The 18705-nt window shown below is 68.8% G+C and carries 20 protein-coding genes and 1 tRNA gene; 15 read left to right on the plus strand and 6 right to left on the minus strand.

Features of this window, described 5'->3' with window-relative positions; all coding sequences use genetic code 11:
• Positions 1-43 precede the first annotated feature (43 nt).
• Positions 44-859, plus strand: coding sequence for an aldo/keto reductase (locus PGB26_RS03690; protein ID WP_271638970.1), 816 nt, complete (start codon positions 44-46; stop codon positions 857-859).
• A 32-nt stretch (positions 860-891) separates the two neighbouring features.
• Here the strand turns inward: PGB26_RS03690 and PGB26_RS03695 are convergent, their stop codons facing one another.
• Positions 892-1965 carry a LacI family DNA-binding transcriptional regulator gene (locus PGB26_RS03695; RefSeq protein WP_271638973.1) on the minus strand — a complete coding sequence of 358 codons (1074 nt, stop codon included), beginning with the start codon at positions 1963-1965 and terminating at the stop codon, positions 892-894.
• 69 nt (positions 1966-2034) lie between these two features.
• Between PGB26_RS03695 and PGB26_RS03700 the strand changes: the two genes are divergently transcribed.
• The 3 genes from PGB26_RS03700 to PGB26_RS03710 all read left to right on the plus strand — a co-directional run bounded on the left by PGB26_RS03700 (position 2035) and on the right by PGB26_RS03710 (position 4695).
• Entirely contained in the window at positions 2035-3258 is a 1224-nt protein-coding gene (locus PGB26_RS03700; protein ID WP_271638974.1) for an MFS transporter, read from the plus strand.
• Positions 3259-3267: 9 nt separating this feature from the next.
• A complete protein-coding gene (nucS, locus tag PGB26_RS03705; protein WP_271638975.1) occupies positions 3268-3963 on the plus strand; it encodes an endonuclease NucS in 696 nt (231 codons plus the stop codon).
• Positions 3964-4026: 63 nt separating this feature from the next.
• Positions 4027-4695 carry an HAD hydrolase-like protein gene (locus tag PGB26_RS03710; protein ID WP_271638976.1) on the plus strand — a complete coding sequence of 223 codons (669 nt, stop codon included), beginning with the start codon at positions 4027-4029 and terminating at the stop codon, positions 4693-4695.
• A 158-nt stretch (positions 4696-4853) separates the two neighbouring features.
• Here PGB26_RS03710 and PGB26_RS03715 read toward each other — a convergent pair whose 3' ends face one another.
• On the minus strand, positions 4854-5060 hold the full coding sequence (locus tag PGB26_RS03715; RefSeq protein WP_110555044.1) for a cold-shock protein: 207 nt from the start codon (positions 5058-5060) through the stop codon (positions 4854-4856).
• A gap of 641 nt (positions 5061-5701) precedes the next feature.
• Here PGB26_RS03715 and PGB26_RS03720 point away from each other — a divergent pair.
• From PGB26_RS03720 to PGB26_RS03730, 3 genes are all read left to right on the plus strand, one after another.
• The gene (locus tag PGB26_RS03720) at positions 5702-5866 is read left to right on the plus strand and encodes a CsbD family protein (protein ID WP_413635032.1); all 165 of its coding nucleotides are present in this window, start codon (positions 5702-5704) and stop codon (positions 5864-5866) included.
• Between the two features lie 86 nt (positions 5867-5952).
• Positions 5953-7011, plus strand: coding sequence for a carboxylate-amine ligase (locus tag PGB26_RS03725; RefSeq protein ID WP_271638979.1), 1059 nt, complete (start codon positions 5953-5955; stop codon positions 7009-7011).
• 87 nt (positions 7012-7098) lie between these two features.
• Entirely contained in the window at positions 7099-7419 is a 321-nt protein-coding gene (locus tag PGB26_RS03730; RefSeq protein WP_271638981.1) for a DUF7882 family protein, read from the plus strand.
• A gap of 72 nt (positions 7420-7491) precedes the next feature.
• On the opposite strand, the gene PGB26_RS03735 is transcribed toward PGB26_RS03730, so the two are convergent.
• Positions 7492-7578: transfer RNA gene (locus tag PGB26_RS03735), tRNA-Leu, on the minus strand.
• 139 nt (positions 7579-7717) lie between these two features.
• Here PGB26_RS03735 and PGB26_RS03740 point away from each other — a divergent pair.
• From PGB26_RS03740 to pknB, 7 genes are all read left to right on the plus strand, one after another.
• The gene (locus PGB26_RS03740; RefSeq protein ID WP_271638982.1) at positions 7718-8440 is read left to right on the plus strand and encodes an FhaA domain-containing protein; all 723 of its coding nucleotides are present in this window, start codon (positions 7718-7720) and stop codon (positions 8438-8440) included.
• Complete coding sequence (locus PGB26_RS03745; RefSeq protein ID WP_271638984.1) at positions 8437-8928, plus strand: FHA domain-containing protein FhaB/FipA; 492 nt, start codon at positions 8437-8439, stop codon at positions 8926-8928. Before PGB26_RS03740 ends, PGB26_RS03745 begins: the two co-directional genes overlap by 4 nt.
• A gap of 14 nt (positions 8929-8942) precedes the next feature.
• The gene (locus PGB26_RS03750; protein WP_271638986.1) at positions 8943-10235 is read left to right on the plus strand and encodes a PP2C family protein-serine/threonine phosphatase; all 1293 of its coding nucleotides are present in this window, start codon (positions 8943-8945) and stop codon (positions 10233-10235) included.
• Complete coding sequence (locus PGB26_RS03755) at positions 10232-11614, plus strand: FtsW/RodA/SpoVE family cell cycle protein (protein WP_271638987.1); 1383 nt, start codon at positions 10232-10234, stop codon at positions 11612-11614. Before PGB26_RS03750 ends, PGB26_RS03755 begins: the two co-directional genes overlap by 4 nt.
• Positions 11614-13068: a peptidoglycan D,D-transpeptidase FtsI family protein gene (locus tag PGB26_RS03760; RefSeq protein WP_271638988.1), complete on the plus strand. Its 1455-nt coding sequence runs from the start codon at positions 11614-11616 to the stop codon at positions 13066-13068. The genes PGB26_RS03755 and PGB26_RS03760 overlap by 1 nt, the downstream gene beginning before the upstream one ends.
• Positions 13065-14843: a serine/threonine-protein kinase gene (locus PGB26_RS03765; RefSeq protein ID WP_271638989.1), complete on the plus strand. Its 1779-nt coding sequence runs from the start codon at positions 13065-13067 to the stop codon at positions 14841-14843. Before PGB26_RS03760 ends, PGB26_RS03765 begins: the two co-directional genes overlap by 4 nt.
• A gap of 105 nt (positions 14844-14948) precedes the next feature.
• Positions 14949-16616 carry a Stk1 family PASTA domain-containing Ser/Thr kinase gene (gene pknB / locus PGB26_RS03770; RefSeq protein ID WP_271639589.1) on the plus strand — a complete coding sequence of 556 codons (1668 nt, stop codon included), beginning with the start codon at positions 14949-14951 and terminating at the stop codon, positions 16614-16616.
• Here the strand turns inward: pknB and PGB26_RS03775 are convergent.
• The 3 genes from PGB26_RS03775 to PGB26_RS03785 are packed head-to-tail and all read right to left on the minus strand — an operon-like array spanning position 16592 to position 18194.
• Positions 16592-17239: an anthranilate synthase component II gene (locus PGB26_RS03775; protein WP_271638990.1), complete on the minus strand. Its 648-nt coding sequence runs from the start codon at positions 17237-17239 to the stop codon at positions 16592-16594. The genes pknB and PGB26_RS03775 overlap by 25 nt on opposite strands.
• Positions 17236-17391, minus strand: coding sequence for a hypothetical protein (locus tag PGB26_RS03780; protein ID WP_271638992.1), 156 nt, complete (start codon positions 17389-17391; stop codon positions 17236-17238). Before PGB26_RS03780 ends, PGB26_RS03775 begins: the two co-directional genes overlap by 4 nt.
• Complete coding sequence (locus tag PGB26_RS03785) at positions 17391-18194, minus strand: class E sortase (protein WP_271638994.1); 804 nt, start codon at positions 18192-18194, stop codon at positions 17391-17393. The genes PGB26_RS03780 and PGB26_RS03785 overlap by 1 nt, the downstream gene beginning before the upstream one ends.
• 36 nt (positions 18195-18230) lie before the next feature.
• On the opposite strand from PGB26_RS03785, the gene PGB26_RS03790 reads away from it, so the two are divergent.
• A complete protein-coding gene (locus PGB26_RS03790; protein ID WP_071642807.1) occupies positions 18231-18470 on the plus strand; it encodes a cell division protein CrgA in 240 nt (79 codons plus the stop codon).
• Positions 18471-18705 lie beyond the last annotated feature (235 nt).

The raw sequence follows: 18705 nt of genomic DNA on the forward strand, positions 1-18705 counted from the left end.
GGCCTCTCGCGCCACGCGGCGCCGCGGATCGTAATCTGAGCACATGAGCGTCAGCTTTCCGAACGGCCCCGCAGTGCCCGAGATCGGCATCGGAACCTGGTTCCTGGGCGATGATCCTGCCCGTCGGGACGACGAGATCGCTGCGATCCGGGCCGGCCTCGACGCCGGAGCGACGGTGGTCGACACCGCCGAGATGTACGGCGACGGTCGCTCGGAGGAACTCGTCGGCGAGGCCATCCGCGGGCGCAGAGACGATGTGTTCCTCGTCAGCAAGGTGCTGCCGCACAACGCGTCGAAGAGCGGTGTGCGCCGTGCGGTGCACAGCAGCCTGCGCAGGCTCGGCACCGACCGGCTCGACCTGTACCTGCTGCACTGGCGCGGGCCGATTCCCTTCGAGGAGACGGTGGCCGTCTTCCAAGCGCTCCGTGACGCCGGCGACATCGGCGCGTGGGGAGTGAGCAACCTCGATCCGGATGACATGGCCGAGCTGCCGGCCGGCTGCGCGACCGATCAGGTGCTCTACAACCCGATCCGCCGCGGACCAGAGGTCGACCTGTTCCCGCTGCTCCGAGCGCAGAGCATGCCGATGATGGCGTACTCGCCACTCGAGCAGGCCCGGCTTCTCGAAGACCCGCGCCTCGCCGGTCTCGCATCCGACGTCGGCCTCACCCCCGCGCAGCTCGTGCTCGCCTGGGTGGTGCGCGACGGCGACGTGGTTGCGATTCCCAAGGCGGCCTCCGTGGCACACGCCCGGCAGAACGCCGCCGTGCTCGGCACCTCGCTGCCCGACGACGTGGTCGCCGAGATCGACCGCCTCTTCCCTGCGCCCCGACAGCCCGTGCCCCTCGAGATGCTCTGAGGGCGCGTCGTCGAACGCCCGGCGCGCTCGCCTCAGACCGCAGGCGGCCCGGCCGTCTCCCCGGGGCGGAACTCGCACGCGAAGTGCACCGAATCCCCGCCCTCGCCGTCCAGCATCCGGGCCACCTGCTCTCCCGCGGCACGCCCCTTCTCGAGCGCGGGCTGCGCCATCGTCGTCAGCTCGAGTGAGCCGATCCCGTCGGCGGCGATGCCGTCGAAGCCGACGACGGTGAGGTCGTCCGGAACATGCAAGCCGAGCTCCTCGGCGGCGCGGATGGCACCGACGGCGAGCAGATCGCTCTGCGCGATGATCGCCGTCGGCCGATCGTGGCGCAGTTCTCCGTCGTCGGTGGCGAGCAGCATGCGGGCGACGAGGTGGCCCTCGTCGACCAGACTGCCTGCCGCTGTGATGGCGACCGCCTCGGGGAAAGCCTCGCGGAACCCCGCCAGCCGGTCGAGTGTGACCGAGACGGTGGCCGCCGCCTCGCGCTCGGGGGTCAGCACAGCGCGCTCACGCGCCGAGTCGAGCGGCAGCGTGATCGTCGCCGCGCGTCTATGCCCCAGCTGGAATACGTGCCGGGCGATCGTGGCGCTCGCCTCACGGTTGTCGAGGGTGACCTGCGGCACGTCGATTCCCGCGTCGCCCTCGATCACGACGACGGGCAATCCGCGCCGCCGCACGACCTCGAGCACCTCCCGCGCCCGCGCCGAGCATCCGATCAGCACGACGGCGTCGACGGGAGCCTCGGTGATGGCCGGCGGCTCGTCTTCTCGGGGGTCGTCGCGCAGCAGCAGGATGCCCGTGCTGATCGACGCCAGCGCGTCGGTGAGCCCGTCCATCATCACGGTGGTGACGGGATCGAGGAAGGCGTGGCGCAGCTCCCCCGCAAGCACCACACCGACGATGCCGCTGCGACCGGTGCGCAGCGAGGCCGCGCGGGGATCGGGTCCGGTGTACCCGAGAGCCGTGGCCGCCGAGAGCACCTTCTCGCGGGTGGCGGCGGCGACGTTCACCTTGCCGCTGAACACCACCGACGCCGTCGAGGTCGACACTCCCGCCTCGCGGGCGACGTCGGCGATGGTCGCGCGTCGCGTGCCGGTGCTCATCCTCCGAGGATATCTCGCAGTCCCCACCCGGGGTCCTCGGGTATCGAATCGATTCGATACGATGGGCGGATGGACACCGCCCTCACCCGCTCGCAGTTCGTCCGCTGGCGCGTAGCGATCTTCGCGATCTTCCTCGCCAGCGGTCTATCGATCGCGACCTGGGCATCACGCGTGCCGAGCATCGCGGCCGCGCTGCAGATCGATAAGGCCCAGATCGGCCTTCTGCTGCTGGGCATGGGCATCGCATCCATCATCGGCATCTCGACCGGGCCGGTCCTGATGGCCCGCACCGGCGCCCGACTGGGGATGCTGATCGGCATGGTCATGTTCGGCTCGGGCGTCATCCTCATCGGCGTCGGGACGGACCTGCTCGGGTCGGTGCCCGTCGTGATCGCCGGACTGGTCCTGTTCGGATTCGGCAACGGCTCCGTGGACGTGATGATGAACGTCGAGGCCACCGCCATCGAGCAGCAGATGGGCAGGACGATCCTGCCGGTGTTCCACGCCTTCTTCAGCTTCGGCACGGTCATCGGCGCCGGGGCGGGCGCGGGAGCGGCGCTGCTGTCGATGAACGTCGCCGCCCACGCCGGCATCATCGGCACGGTCATCCTGGTCGCCGCCGTCGCCTGCTTCTTCCAGGTGCCCGTCCGCGAAGCCGCCCTCGACCCCGCCCCCGACGAGAAACCCTCGATGGGTCAGCGTCTGCACACCGCGCTCGAAGCCTGGCGCGAGCCGCGCACCTACGCGCTCGGCATCGTCATGCTGGGCATGTCGTTCGCCGAGGGTGGCGCCAACGACTGGATCGCCCTCGGCGTGGTCGAGGGCCACGACCAGGAGGTCGGCATGGGCGCGCTCGGCCTCACCGTGTTCTCGGTGGGCATGACCGTCGTCCGCCTCTTCGGCGGGCCGCTGGTCGATCGATTCGGTCGCGTGGCCGTGCTGCGCGTGCTCGCCGCCACCGCGGCATCCGGCATCCTGCTCTTCATCCTCGCTCCGAGCCTGCCCCTCGTGCTGCTGGGAGCCGCGCTGTGGGGAATCGGCGCTTCGCTGGGATTCCCGCTCGGCATGTCGGCCGCGGCCGATGACCCCGCGAAGGCTGCGGCTCGCGTCAGCGCCGCGGCCACGATCGGCTACGTCGCGTTCCTCGGCGGACCCCCCGTGCTCGGCCTGATCAGCGAGCACATCGGGCTGCTGAACACGCTGTTCATCCTCGTGGCGCTGGTGGTCATGTCGGGGCTCTTCTCGTCGGCCGCCAAGCCGCTGCACGCCGGCGAGCCCGCCCTGACGAAGTAGGCTCTTCGGGTGCGTCTCGTCATCGCCCGCTGCTCGGTCGACTACACCGGTCGGCTCAACGCCCATCTGCCCCTCGCCACCCGCCTCCTGGTGCACAAGGGCGACGGCAGCCTGCTCGTGCACTCCGACGGCGGCAGCTACAAGCCGCTGAACTGGATGAGCCCGCCGTGCTCGCTCTCGCCCGAGATCCCCGGTGAGGAGGAGGCCAGTGCCGGCGTCATCGAGGTGTGGCGCGTCACGCACCGCAAGACCGGAGACGCGCTGCGTGTGCAGATCTACGAGATCATCCACGACTCGCAGCACGATCTCGGCATCGACCCCGGCCTGCAGAAGGACGGCGTCGAGGCAGACCTGCAGCGGCTGCTGGCCGAGCAGGTCGACCTCATCAGCGAGGGCGCGACGCTGGTGCGCCGCGAGTACCCGACGGCGATCGGTCCTGTCGACCTGATGGTGCGGGATGCCCGGGGCGCCGCCATCGCGGTCGAGGTCAAGCGTCGAGGAGACATCGACGGGGTCGAGCAGCTCACCCGCTACCTCGAGCTGCTCGGGCGTGATCCGCACCTCGCGCCCGTCACCGGAGTATTCGCCGCCCAGGAGATCAAGCCGCAGGCACGGGTGCTCGCCGAAGACCGCGGCATCCGCTGCGTCGTGCTCGACTACGAGGGCATGAAGGGCATCGAGTCAGGCATCCCCCGCCTGTTCTGAGGGCCGGCGCCGATCAGCCGGATGCCGTCTCCCGGCCCTCGCCGCCGCCCATAGGCTGGACGCATGCCCGCTTCGTCATACACCTGCATCCTCTGGGATGTCGACGGCACCATCGCCGACGCGTCCGCCGGCATCCTTCCGCGTCTGCGGCAGGTGTTCGCCTCGTACGGTCTGGCCGAGCCGGATGCCGATGCGCTGTCGCTGTGGATAGGGCCGCCGATGCTCGAATCGTTCCAGCTGCGCGCCGGCATGGACGCCGTGCAGGCCGAAGAGGCTGTGCAGAGATACCGTGCCCTGGCGGCAGCCGACGGCTATGCCGCGTCGGTCGACCTCTACCCCGGCGTCGCCGACGTGCTGCGCGCGGTGCATCAGGCGGGCATCCCGCAGGCGACCGCGAGCACCAAGCCCGAGAATCAGGTGCGGGCCATCCTCGACCACTACGAGCTGACGCCGCTCTTCACCGCGGTCTCCGGCGCCAGGGTCGGAAGCATCGGCAACCACGACGGCAAGTCCTTCGTCGTCGGCCAGGCGCTCGACCGCCTTCGCGCGGCGGGTGCCGACGTGTCACGCCCTGTGCTGATCGGAGACCGCCACCACGATGTCGACGGGGGCGCGGAGCACGGCATCCCCGTCATCTTCTCCGAGTGGGGCTTCGGGCATCCGGATGAGGCGGTCGGCGCGAAGGCGCGGGTCGCCGGTGCCGACGAGCTGCACGCCCTGCTGCTCGGCTGACCGGCCGGCTGTCCGTTACATCCCGGGGGCCGACACTCCAGATGTCGGACGTTATCGCGGGATCGGGCCGGCATCTGGCGTGTCGGCCCCCGAACCGCAACCCCCGCAGACGCAGAACTCCCCGGCGCCGATCGGCACCGGGGAGTTCGAAACCCGCCTCAGAGAGGGCGGATGTTCTCGGCCTGAAGGCCCTTGGGGCCCTGTGCCACATCGAACTCGACGCGCTGATTCTCGTCGAGCGAGCGGTAGCCGTTGGACTGGATCGCGGAGTAGTGCGCGAACACGTCGGCGCCTCCGTCATCGGGGGAGATGAAGCCGAAGCCCTTCTCCGAGTTGAACCACTTGACCGTGCCCTGGGTGCTCATTTACTGCCGTTCTGCTGATTGCCATGTCGACGCAGGATGCTCCGACTGCGCTAACGCTATCCCAGCGGACCCTTCCGTCAACAGGCCGAAGCAGAAGGTGACACAAATGTTGCATGAAACGTGTGCGGCCCCCACCGCGGGGGGAGCGGTGAGGGCCTGAGACGACCGGAGGGTGCGTCAGAGTTCAGCATACATGGTCCGCGAGAAATTTGTCCCCCAAATGGGGGACAAATCGAGGAATAAGTGTCATGATGAGAGCGGCCCCCTCGCCTCAGCTTCTGGGGAGATGCAGGCAAAGGGACCGAGGTATGCGGTGATCGTCGGAAACTGGGGAGTAGCCGTCACCGAAGGGGACTCGGGGAACAAGCGATCAGATCCCACCGCATGCACCTTCAGGATACGACCTGGGGGACCGAATGGGGATTGCAGGCTCGGAGAGGAAACGTCAGCACAGCGAGGCTGACGACCTCTCCGAGCCGCTTCATGTCCAAGCAACGCCGTCGGATGACCTCGCCTGGTAACGCGAGCCGCCGCGGCTGTCAATCCCTTGGCTCGATCCCGCATCCGGATGACACGCTGACATCTCCACGTCAGACCGGGCGGTGATCCCGCCCCGAACGGAGGGAGACACCATGGGAGCCATGGACGACGCCAAGCACAACACCGAGAAGCTCGTGGGCAAGGCCAAGGAGGGCATCGGCGATGCCACCGACAACGAGCGCCTTCAGGCCGAGGGCAAGACCGACCAGGTCAAGGCCGACGCCAAGAAGATCGGCGACGACGTCAAGGATGCGTTCGACAAGTAGTCTTCGCCGCCGTTGCGCCGAACGACGCGCCGTCGACCCCCGGGTCGGCGGCGCTCGTCGTATCACCGGAAGACGAGGAGGAGCCGATGGATGCCGCACGTTTCGGCGTCGAAGAGGAATTCCTGCTGCTCGACGAGTCGGCGCTCGTCCCCCTGTCGGGCAGCGGCATCGTCGAGCGGGTGAAGGGGCCGGCACCGGGCGGGGGCACCATCACCTCCGAATACCTCACGTGCCAGTTCGAGTGCGCCACCGATCCGGTGCGCACACGGGAGGAGGCCGGGTCGCAGCTCGCCGACATGCGACGGATGCTCGCCGAGCTGGCACCCGAACATGCGCTGGTCGCCGCCACCGGCGCTCCGCTCGCGCAGTGGAACGCGCCGCTGATCTCGGCATCGAAGCACTACGACGACGTGTCGACGCTGCTGGGTCAGCTCACCAGGCAGCATGCCGTGAACGGCCTGCACGTGCACGTCGAAGTGCTCGGCGATGAAGAGCGGGTGCGCGCCCTGCGTCGTGTGCGCGCCTGGCTCCCGGTGCTGCTCGCGCTCAGTGCCAACTCGCCGTTCACGTACGGAGTGGCGTCCGGGCTGGCGAGCTGGCGCAGCGTTCTCATCCGGCGCCTGCCGGTGTCATGGGCACCACCTGCCTTCCACGACGCCGACGAGTACCACCGCACGGTCGATCGGATGGTCGCGGTCGGGTTGCTCCCCTCGCGCGGATCGACGTCGTGGGCCGTACGTCTGTCGGAGCGGTTCGACACGGTCGAGGCCAGGGTCGCCGACGCTCAGCTGCGCGTCGACGATGCGCTGCTGCAGGCGTCGCTGACCCGCGCGATCGCCGTGGCCGACGACCTGCCGGATGTTGCGCCACCGGCCGCTGAGCTGGATGCGGCACTGTGGCTGGCCGCGCGCCACGGAATGGATGCCAGGCTGTTCACGCCCGAGGGCGAGATCGAAGACGCGTGGACCGCGACCCGGCGGATGCTCGACGCCATTCGCCCTGCACTCGCCGCCATCGGCGACGAGGCCTTCGTCGACGACCAACTGGGCCGCCTGCGCGCGGAGGGGACCGGATCGCAGCGGCAGCTTCGCGCCTATCGGACGGGTGGCGTGCAGGCACTGGCGGAACTGTACCGCCGGTGGTGAGCGGCGACACCGGCGGCGAGCAGCAGACGGCATCAGCCGCGGACTCGAATCGTCACGCCTCGATGCGTCGGCGGTTTATCATCCAGTATGGGAAGACTGAAGTACGACAGCACCGAGCCGCCGATCGCCATCGACGACGAGACGCTCGTGCATCTGAAGATCGTCATCGGCACCAAGCTGCGCCGCAACGAGAGCTTCCTGCTGACCTGGCTGCGCGGTGACGAGGCGCAGGACGCCCGGACCACCATCTGGGTGCATCCGGCCATTCCGCTGCAGTTCGGCTTCGACGCCGCCGTCCTCCCGCCGGTCGCGCCAGAGCGGATCACCACCATCATGACGTCGCTGAACGCCTCCGGCGAACTCGTGCTCGACGAGTATCTCTCGACCAGCTCATCCGATCGGGCGTGAAGTCTTTCTCATCCGCTGCGGACGGATACGGCGAAGGCCCCGGATGACCCGGGGCCTTCGCCGTATTTCTGGTGGTGCGCGAGGGGGGACTTGAACCCCCACGCCCTTGCGAGCACTGGCACCTGAAGCCAGCGCGTCTACCTATTCCGCCACTCGCGCATCGTCTCGTTCCGAAGAACTCAACCTCGAAAGGCTATCACGATGACGGGTGTGCTTCGAACCGGCACTACCCGGAGAGGCGGTTATCCAGCCCGCCTGACTACGATGGCCCTACCGGTCGGCATGCCAGAGGAACCTCGTGGGATTACTTGACAGCTTTGAGAAGGGTCTGGAACGCGCTGTGAACAGCGCGTTCGCCAAGACCTTCCGCAGCGGCATCCAGCCCGTCGAGATCGCCTCGGCGCTGCGGCGCGAGGCGGACACGAACGCGGCTGTGGTCAGCCGCGACCGCATCATCACGCCCAGCGACTACCTCGTGCGGCTCAGCCCCGACGACCACCAGCGCATGCGCGGGCTCGGCCGCGCGCTGCACGAAGAGCTCTTCGCGCTGATGACGAAGCACGCGAAGACGCAGGGGTACAGCTTCGCCGGCCCGCTGCACATCTCGATGGAGGCCGACGAGAGCGTCGCCACGGGCATCGTGCGGGTGAACTCCTCGTCTGTCGAGAGCACGGTCGAGTGGCAGGGCGTCGTCGAGATCGACGGCCGCCGGCATCCGCTCACCAACGCCCGCACGGTGATCGGCCGTGGCGGCGATGCCGACATCACCATCTCGGATGCCGGGTCCAGTCGCCGGCACGCCGAGATCCTCTGGGACGGCGAGCGCGGGATGCTGCGCGACCTGGGCTCGACGAACGGCACCAAGGTCGACGGGCAGAAGATCCGCGAGACCGCGCTCACGCCCGGCACGTCGTTCACGATCGGCCGCACGGAGCTGACCTTCCAGGTCGTGCCGGTCAGCCCTTCGACAGGCTCAGGGACCCACCCAGGCTCAGGGACGCAGAGGGGAACATCTCGATGAGCGAACTCGTGCTCCTGCTGCTGCGCATCGGCTTCCTGGTGCTGCTGTGGTTCTTCGTGTTCGGCGTCGTCTACTCGCTGCGCGCAGACCTGTTCGGCGTCCGGGTGCGCAAGATGCCCGCGGGTGAGGCGGCCGCCCTTCCCGCCCCCTCCCCCGCCCCCAAGCCGGTGAAGGAGCCCTCGAACGGGCGCGTGCCGACCCACCTGATCATCACGTCGGGCCCGAAAACCGGACTCGAGGTGCCGCTGGGCTCGGCGGATTCGCTGTCGATCGGCCGCTCCAGTGAGTCGGGCCTGGTGATCCGCGACGACTACACCTCGAGCCACCACGCGCGGCTGTCGAGGCGCGGCGACATCTGGACGATCCAGGATCTCGACTCCACCAACGGCACCTACCTCGACGGGCGACGCCTCGGCGACAAGCCCCTGCAGGTGTCGATCGGCACACCCATCAAGGTGGGCGCCACGACCTTCGAGCTGCGATCGTAAGGCCCCGCACCGAGATGGTCTTCGAGGGCTCCAGCGCAGCGATCTCCCACACCGGGAAGGTCCGCTCCAACAACCAGGACTCCGGATACTCCGGCGCCAACCTGTTCGTCGTCGCGGACGGCATGGGCGGCCACGCCGGCGGAGACGTCGCCTCGACGCTGGCCATCGCGCGCATGGAGCCGCTCGACCACGCCTACGCCAGCACCGACGACGCGCAGGCCGAGCTGCAGGCGGCCGCCACCACCGCGGCCGCCGACCTCGTGCAGGCCTCGAAGGAGCGACCGGAGCTCGCCGGCCTCGGCACCACGCTGTGCGCGGTCGTGATGGTCGACGACCATGCGGTCATCGGGCACATCGGCGACTCGCGCATCTATCTGTACCGTGACGACGCCCTCACACAGATCACCACCGACCACACCTTCGTGCAGCGTCTGGTCGACTCGGGCCGCATCACGGTCGAAGAGGCCCGCTACCACCCGCGCCGCTCGGTGCTCATGCGCGTGCTCAGCGACATGGACATCGCCCCCGACCTCGACATGTTCGTCATGCCGACCAGGCCCGGCGACCGCTGGCTGCTGTGCTCCGACGGGCTGTCCGGCGTCGTCGACGACGAGCACATCACGAAGGCGATGCGACTCGGCCTCGCCCCGGGGCGCACGGCCGACAACCTGCTCAAGCAGGCACTCGACGGCGGCGCTCCCGACAATGTCACGATCGTTCTCGTCGACGTGGGCGGTGCGCATCCGCTCTCGTCGGGCACCCCGACCATCGTCGGCGCCGCGTCGAACCCGTCCGAGCTGCCGGTGCCGGCACCGCGGCCCTCGCTCACCGGCTGGCTGCACCCTGTGCTGCAGGCCGCGAACGAGCCCAGCCACTTCGAGCCCGACTCCGATGACTTCTTCGAGGAGATCATCGAGGAGGATCGGCGTCGTGCGCGCCGGCGCCGCTTGGCGTGGCTGTTCGCGCTGTTCCTCGCCGTTCTCGCCCTCGTCGGCGCCGGATTCCTCGCCTACAACTGGACGCAGACGCGGTACTTCGTCGGAGCCGACGACGACAGCGTCGTCATCTACCGCGGCGTGCAGCAGAGCATCGGTCCGTTCTCGCTGTCGACAGAGGTGAAGGACACGGGCATCCTGCTCGCCGACCTGCAGTCGTACCAGCGCTCGTCGGTCGAGCGGACCATCAATGCCCGCTCGCTCGCCGACGCCGAGGCGATCACCGATCGCCTCGCGAAGATGGTGCTGCCCGCTGAGCCGCCGCAGCCCTCGCCCACCCCCACCCCGACCACGGAGGTGCCGACGCCATGACCGCCGTCTCGGCCGACACCAGCGTGCTGAAGGCCCTCAAGAAGATCCGGATGCCGCAGAAGCAGCGCAACCGGGAGTTCTGGCTGCTGTTGTTCGCGGTGCTCATCTCGGGCGCATCGCTGACCCTCGTGCAGCTCGGGGCCCTCGGCACGATCGATCCGATGATCCTCGCGATCGGCGGGGGGCTCGCCGTGCTCGTGTTCGCGCTGCACGTGGTGCTGCGCGTGGTGGCATCCGACGCCGACCCGTTCGTCCTGCCCATCGCGACGGTGCTCTCCGGACTGGGCATCGCGATGATCTATCGCATCGACATCGCCAAGAAGTACACCGGCTGGGAGATGTTCTCGACCAAGCAGCTCGCCTGGACGGCGATCTCGCTGGCCGGCGCTATCGCGATCGTCATCGCCCTGCGCAATTACCGTGTGCTCTACCGGTTCACCTACATCTCCGGCCTCGCCGGGATCGTGCTGCTGATCCTGCCCTTCATCCCCGGCCTGCGCGCCCGCGGCGTGAACGCCGACGTATGGGTGTCGATCGGCGGCATCTTCTCGTTCCAGCCCGGCGAGCTGGCGAAGATCTGCCTGGCGATCTTCTTCGCCGGGTACCTCGTCCGCACCCGCGAGAGCCTCAGCTCGGTGGGCAAGCGGGCCCTGGGCATCACCTGGCCGCGCATGCGCGAGCTCGGTCCGGTGCTCGTCGTGTGGCTGCTCTCGCTGCTGATCATCGTCACGCAGCGCGACCTCGGCACCGGAGTGCTCATCTTCGGCATGTTCATCGCCATGCTCTACGTCGCGACGGGCAAGACCAGCTGGGTGCTCATCGGACTGGCGGGCGTCGGAGTCGGCGTGTTCCTCGCGACCCGCGTGCTCTCGTATGTGCAGGGCCGGTTCAGGAACTGGCTCGACGCGTTCAACCCCGATGTGATCTCTCAAGACGGCGGCAGCTTCCAGCTCGTCGAGGGCATCTTCGGCCTCGCCCACGGCGGCCTGATCGGCACCGGATGGGGTCAGGGACGCCCGCAGATCACGCCGCTGGCGCACAGCGACTACATCATCCCCAGCCTCGGTGAAGAGCTCGGCATCGTCGGGCTGTTCGCGATCCTCTGCCTGTACATGGTGTTCGTCAGCCGGGGTCTGCGCATCGGGATGGCAGGGCAGGACGACTTCGGCAAGCTGCTCGCCGCCGGCCTGTCGTTCACGATCGCACTGCAGGTGTTCATCATGGTCGGCGGCGTCACCCGCGTGATCCCGCTGACCGGTCTGACCACCCCGTTCCTGGCCGCCGGCGGATCGTCGCTGGTGGCCAACTGGCTCATCGTCGCCCTGCTGCTGCGCATCAGCGACGCCGTGCGCCGCCAGCCCAGGGTGGTGATCGGCTGATGACCAGAGAATTGAGACGTCTGAGCTTCGTGATCCTCGCGATGTTCCTGTCGCTGTTCGCCGCGACGAGCTGGATCCAGGTGGTCGACGCCGACCGCCTGGCGCAGAATCCCGCGAACACGCGCACGCGACTGGACAGCTACCAGATCCAGCGCGGATCGATCATCGTCGACGGCACCGCCATCGCCACCTCGGTGGCGGCCGACGACCGCTACCAGTACCAGCGGGTGTACAGCGATCCGGCACTGTGGGCGCCGATCACCGGCTACTACAACCCCGTGCTCGACTCGCGGACGGGCATCGAGCGCGCCCTCAACTCCGACCTGTCGGGAACCGGTTCCAACGCGTTCTTCGGCGAGATCGAGCGCATCCTCTCCGGCCAGCCGCAGCAGGGTCTCAGCGTCGAGCTGACCATGGACCCGCGTGCGCAGAAGGCGGCGTACGACGCGATGCAGGGCCTGCAAGGCGCCGTCGTGGCCATCGAGCCGGCGACCGGCCGCGTGCTCGCGATGGTCTCGACCCCCGGGTTCGACACGAACGCCCTCGCCGCGCACGACCCGGATGCCGTGGAGGCCGAGTACGACCGCCTGGCGGCCGATCCCAGCAAGCCGCTGTACAACCGCGCCATCGGCGGCAACCTGAACCCGCCCGGCTCCACGTTCAAGGTCGTCGTGGCGGCCGCGGCCCTGGCATCCGGTGAGTGGACCCTCGACTCGACCTTCCCCAATCCCGCCCGCTACACGCTGCCCGGCACCACCACCACCGTCTCGAACGCCTGGGGCGGCGCCTGCGGCGACGGCGAGACCACCACCCTGGCGCAGGCGCTGAAGCTCAGCTGCAACATCCCGATGGCCGAGCTCGCCGTCGAGCTCGGCGACAAGCGCATCCGCGAGATGGCCGAGAAGTTCGGTTTCAACACCGACCTCGAGATCCCGCTGGCCGTCACGCCGTCGAGCTATCCGTCGGGGCTCAGCGACGACGCGACCGGCCTCACCGGCTTCGGTCAGGGCAAGGTCACCGCGACTCCGCTGACGATCGCGATGGTCGCCGCCGGAGTGGCCAATGACGGCACGGTGATGAAGCCGCGGATGGTGGATGCCGTGATCGGCGACGACTTCGCCGTGCACAGGCAGTTCGACGATGAGGCGTTCGCGCAGGCTCTCGACCCCGAGACGGCCGACGCGCTGACCGCGGTGCTGGTCGAGGGCGTCGAGTCGGGCGCCGCGACGGGTGCAAGAATAGACGGCGTCGATGTCGCCGGGAAGACGGGCACGGCGGAGAACGGCGGCAAGCCGTACACGCTGTGGTTCACAGGATTCGCGCCTGCGGAGGATCCGCAGGTCGCGGTGGCAGTCGTCGTCGAAGACGGCGGTGGAAGAGGCACATCGGGCAGCGGCAACGCGATCGCCGCTCCGATTGCCAAGAAGGTCATAGAGGCGGTGCTGGGCAGATGAGGCCGACGCAGGGTGTGTCGTTCGGAGGACGCTACGAGCTGTTGTCGCGGATTGCGATCGGCGGCATGGGCGAGGTGTGGGAGGCGACCGATCACGTGATCGGTCGCACCGTCGCCATCAAGATCCTCAAGGACGAGTACATGGGCGATCCGGGCTTCCTCGAGCGCTTCCGCGCCGAAGCCCGTCACGCCGCTCTCGTCAACCACGAGGGCATCGCCAGCGTGTTCGACTATGGCGAGGAGAACGGCTCGGCCTTCCTCGTCATGGAGCTCGTGCCCGGCGAGGCGCTGTCGACCATCCTCGAGCGCGACGGTGCGCTGAGTGCCGACAAGACCCTCGACATCGTGGCGCAGACGGCCTCGGCGCTGCAGGCGGCGCACGCGGCCGGTCTCGTGCACCGCGACATCAAGCCCGGCAACCTGCTGATCACTCCCGACGGGCGGGTGAAGATCACCGACTTCGGCATCGCGCGCATCGCCGACCAGGTGCCGCTGACCGCGACCGGTCAGGTGATGGGCACCGTGCAGTACCTGTCTCCCGAGCAGGCCTCGGGGCACGCGGCGTCGCCCGCGACCGACGTGTACTCGCTCGGCATCGTCGCGTACGAGTGCCTTGCGGGCAAGCGGCCGTTCACCGGCGAGTCGCAGGTGGCCATCGCCATGGCGCAGATCAACGAGCAGCCGCCGCCGCTGCCCGACTCGGTGCCGGTGCCCGTGCGCAACCTCGTGATGGCGATGATCGCCAAGAAGCCGGCCGACCGCCCGTCGTCGGCGGCGACCGTTTCGCGCGCAGCGCAGGCGCTGCGTCGCGGCGACCTGAACTCGGCGGCGATCGCCGTGCCTGCCATCGCCGGAGCCGGTGTGGCGGATGCCGACGACGCCACGCGCATCCTGACCGGGATGGGCGGCGAGGAGGCCACGCGCATCCTGCCGACCACCGCGCAGCTGCCCTCCGGTGCCGCCGTCGCCTCGACGACGACCACCGAGCCGGAGGAGCAGAAGAAGCGCAAGCGCAGCCCGTGGACGTGGCCGCTGATCGCCCTGATCGCGCTGCTCGTGCTCGTGCTCGGCGGCACGCTGATCGCCATGCTGAGCAATGAGGACGAGGCTCAACCCGCTTCGTCGTCGTCTGCGCCCGCCAAGCCGAAGCCCAAACCGAGTTCGGCCACTCCGAGCGCACCCGAGAAGGCTCTCGTCAATGTCGGCGACCTCGCTCTCGTCGACCGCCCCTGCGACGAGGCGAAGCAGGTGCTGGTCGACGCCGGCCTGCAGGGCGAGTGCGTCGCGGGCAACACCGCCGCCCCCTCCCCCGACCGCGAGGGCTGGGTGCAGAGCGTCAGCGAGTCGGGCAACGTCGAAGAGGGCACTCTGATCACCCTCACGACGTACAAGGCCGCGGTGAGCATCCCGGCCCCGTCGTCTGCGCCGAGCCTCAGCGGCACGCCCACCACTGGCGCGACGGTCACGCTGAACTGGACGAACTTCGAGTGCCCGTCCGGTGTGCCGGCGCTGTCGGCGTACGAGGTCAAGCTCACCAACGCGACCTTCGACGACGGCAACGCGGATCGTACGTTCGCTCGTGGGCAGCTCAGCGCCCCCATCACGATCACGGGCACCCCGGGCGCGACGGTGACGGCCAGCTACGTGGCTTACTGCGGAAACGACATGCCCTCCCCGCGCTCCCCGCAGATGGAGAAGCAGATCCAGGCGGCCGCAACGCCGACCCCGCCCGCCGGCGAGGGTGGCGACGCCGAGGGCTCAGCTCCCACGCAGTAATCTGGGGAGATCGTCGGAGAGGTCTGAGGGGAGTCGTCTGTGTCGCCAGAGCCGCGCATCATCGCCGGTCGCTACCGTGTCGATGAGGTCATCGGGCAAGGCGGCATGGCCAGCGTGCACCGCGGCTATGACCTGACCCTGGGTCGAGAGGTCGCCATCAAGATCCTCGACCCCGAACTGGCGCGCGACACCGCGTTCCGCACCCGCTTCCGTCTCGAGGCCCAGGCCGCGTCGCGCATGTCGCACCCCTCGATCGTGCGCGTGTACGACGCCGGCGACCCCTCGACAGGCTCAGGGACCGCCTCGAGCGGCTCGGATGCGCAGAAGTCCGGTGAGCAGAGCGAGCCGTACATCGTCATGGAGCTCGTGCGGGGCACCCTGCTGAAGGACATCATCGCGAAGGGCCCGCTCCCCGTCGCCGACGCGATCCGCTACGAGGACGGCATCCTCGAGGCGCTCGAGTACTCGCACCGCGCGGGCGTCGTGCACCGCGACATCAAGCCCGGCAACGTGATGATCACCGACAAGGGCACCGTGAAGGTGATGGACTTCGGCATCGCCCGCGCCGTGTCGGACTCGTCGTCGACCGTGGCTGAGACGACGCAGATCCTCGGCACCGCCGCATACTTCTCCCCCGAGCAGGCGAAAGGCGAGGCGGTCGACGCGCGCACCGACCTCTACTCGGCCGGAGTCGTGCTGTACGAGATGCTCACGGGTCGTCAGCCGTTCCGCGGCGACTCCCCCGTGGCCGTCGCGTACCAGCACGTCAGCGAGACACCGCTGCCGCCGACCGAGGTCGACGAGCAGCTGCCCCGGTCGATGGATGCCATCGTGCTGCGGGCCCTCGCGAAAGACCCGTATCAGCGGTTCCCCGACGCGGGATCGTTCCGGCTGGCTCTCAAGGCCGTCTCCGACGGCCACGCGCCGACCAAGCGCGACATCGGCGCGCTCACCAGCGAGCTCTACGGGCCCAACCCGCGGCAGGCGCAGGAGACCGCACGCTCACTGCGCCAGCTGAGCACCGACACCACGATGACCCGCACCCAGTCCGGCCCGCCGGTCGCGTGGATCTGGGCCGGGGTCGCGCTGCTCGCCGTGCTGCTCATCTCAGTGCTGATCTGGGTGGTCACCCTCGCCATGCAGCCGAACGACGTGCCGACGACATCGGTGACCGTGCCGAACCTCGTCAATCTCACGGCCGACGAAGCCGAGGAGGCCCTGCAGGAGCGAGGGCTGATCCCCGACATGCGCGAGGAGTCGAGCATCGACTTCGACGAGGGCCGCGTCATCCGCTCGGCGCCCACCACGGGCGCGAAGCTGACAGCGGGCACCTCGGTGATCGTGTATGTCTCGAGGGGCATCGACACGGTCGAGATGCCCATCGTCGAGGGCCTATCGCAGGATGCCGCGAAGCAGGTGCTCGAGGAGGCCCGGCTCGAACTCGGCACGGTGCGGCCGCAGAACGATAAGGACGCTCAGGCCGGAACAGTGCTCAGCGCCAGCGAAGAGGCCGGAGCTCAGGTCGCCCCGGGCACGGTCGTCGATCTGGTCATCGCCAACGGCCAGGTCACCCTTGAGGACATGACCGGCTTCTCGATGGAAGCCGCGAAGGGTCAGCTCGAGAAGCTGGGCCTTGAGGCCGAGCCGGTCGAGCTCGGTCCGTGCGCCGACGGACAGACGCCGAACGTCGTCGCCTCGATGTCGAAGGCGCCGGGCGAAGTGCCGATCCACTCCACGGTCGAGCTGCGCTACTGCGTGCCGCCGGCCGGCTGACGCTGGCTCGCGCTCGACGGCACAGACGAGAGCCAGTTGCCGAGCAGGCGGTGCCCGTGATCGGTCAGCACGCTCTCGGGGTGGAACTGCACCCCGAGAATCGGCAGCGTCTCGTGCTCGACCGCCATGATCGTGCCGTGCTCGGCGCGAGCGGTGACGCGCAGCATCGGCGGCAGAGTCGCATCATCGAGGGCGAGCGAGTGATAGCGTCCCGCCGCGAACGGCGAGGGGATGCCGTCGAACAGGGCTGATCCGTCGTGGCTCACCTGCGAGACCATGCCGTGCATCAGCTCAGGGGCGGCTCCCACCGCGCCGCCGAAGGCCTCGCCGATCGCCTGATGACCGAGGCAGACACCGAGCAGCGGCATCCCCGTCTCGGCCGCGAGATGCACGACGGCGATCGACGCGCCCGCATCGGCCGGTGCGCCCGGCCCGGGAGAGATCATCACCGCGTCGTGAGCGCGAAGGCGCTCCCGCCAATGGCGGATCACCTCGGCATCCGGAACTGCGCCTGCGGCATCCGCCTCCACCATCACCACCTCTGCACCCAGCTCACAGAGGTAGCCGATGAGGGTGTGCACGAAGCTGTCGTGGTTGTCGACCACGAGCACCCTCGGTGTCACTGCAGGTCCACCTCGCCGGGGGTGATCAGCGGGCTGATCCAGGGGAACACGTGGAAGAACAGCGCGTAGAGCACGGCCGCAACCAGCAGGAGGACGATGAGCAGGCGCATCCACCACGGACCGGGCAGGAGGCGCCAAAGGGCTGCGTACATCAGCGGACTCCTTCGGCAGACGGACTGGCTTCCTCGACGGATGCGAGCGACGCGGGCGGTCCCTCAGCGCGCGGCTGGAAGCTCTCGAACACGCCGTACGCCACGATGCGCTCCGCCAACGAGTACAGCGGCGAGCACGCGGTGAGCGTGATGAACCGATCCGAAGGGGCGACCTCCGGCATCTGCGGCACGTCGAGCAGCACGTCCCCCGCGGACGGCTTCACATACTGCAGGTTGCGGAACCGGTACGTGTACCAGCCGCCTTGCGTCTCGACGACGATCGCGTCGTCGAGCCGCAGCTTGTCGATGCGGTTGAACGGCTTGCCCCAGGTCGTGCGGTGACCGGCGAGAGAGAAGTTGCCGACCTCTCCTGGCATCTTCGACTGCTCGTAGAGGCCGATGCCGATCCGGTCGAGCGTCCGCTCGCGCGACGTGCCGCCGGCGATGTGCACGTTGTAGTCGTCGCCGAAGCGCGGGATGCGCATGTTCGCGAACACCTCCGCATCCGCCGGGTGCGCCAGCACGGGCGGCTCGTATACCGTCTCGTCGCCCTGCTGCACGACCGGTGGCGGTTCGGGAGGCGGGACCCGCGCCCACTGCTCGGAGAGCTCGGCGCCCTTCGCGTTGTTCTCGGCGCCGATGATCAGATCGCCGATCCACATCTGCCACGACACGAACAGCAGCACCAGCACGCCCGCGGTGAGCAGCAGCTCGCCGAGCACACTGGCGAAAGTCGCGCGGGAGCGACGACGGGCCGGTTTCGAGCGTCGCGACGGAGCCTGAGACGTCGCGAACGCATGCATAGGGGGAAGTCTATTCGCCCGGCTAGAATGATGCGCATGGCACGTGACCGCAATCCTGAAGAACCCGCCGTCGAGCGTCCCGAGGGCGATGCCGCCCCGAACGCCGTGTGGTTCAAGCCCGTCATGGTCGGCTTCATGCTGCTCGGCCTGGCGTGGATCCTCGTCTACTACATCTCCGGCTCGCGCTTCCCCATCCCCGGTCTCGACTCGTGGAATCTCGGGATCGGCCTGGGGATCGCCCTCATCGGTTTCCTGATGACGACGCGCTGGCGCTGACACTCCAGCCGGCGCGGGCCGACGAGCCCGTACTCGACGCCTCCTCACCCTGTGGTGAGGGGGCGTCTCGCTTTCCCCAGGTGGTTGTTAACAACCTCCTCCACCTGTGAATAACACCGGTGTAATTCTCCCCAGGTGTGGACAGTCCTGTGGATAACCACGGGGGATACTGTGCAGAGCGGTGTGGAGAGCCTGTGCAGAGGATGTGCAGAACCGCGCTCCCCGCCTCTCGGGC

The organism is Microbacterium sp. nov. GSS16 (genome assembly GCF_028198145.1).
In the GTDB taxonomy this organism is placed as follows: Bacteria; Actinomycetota; Actinomycetes; order Actinomycetales; family Microbacteriaceae; genus Microbacterium.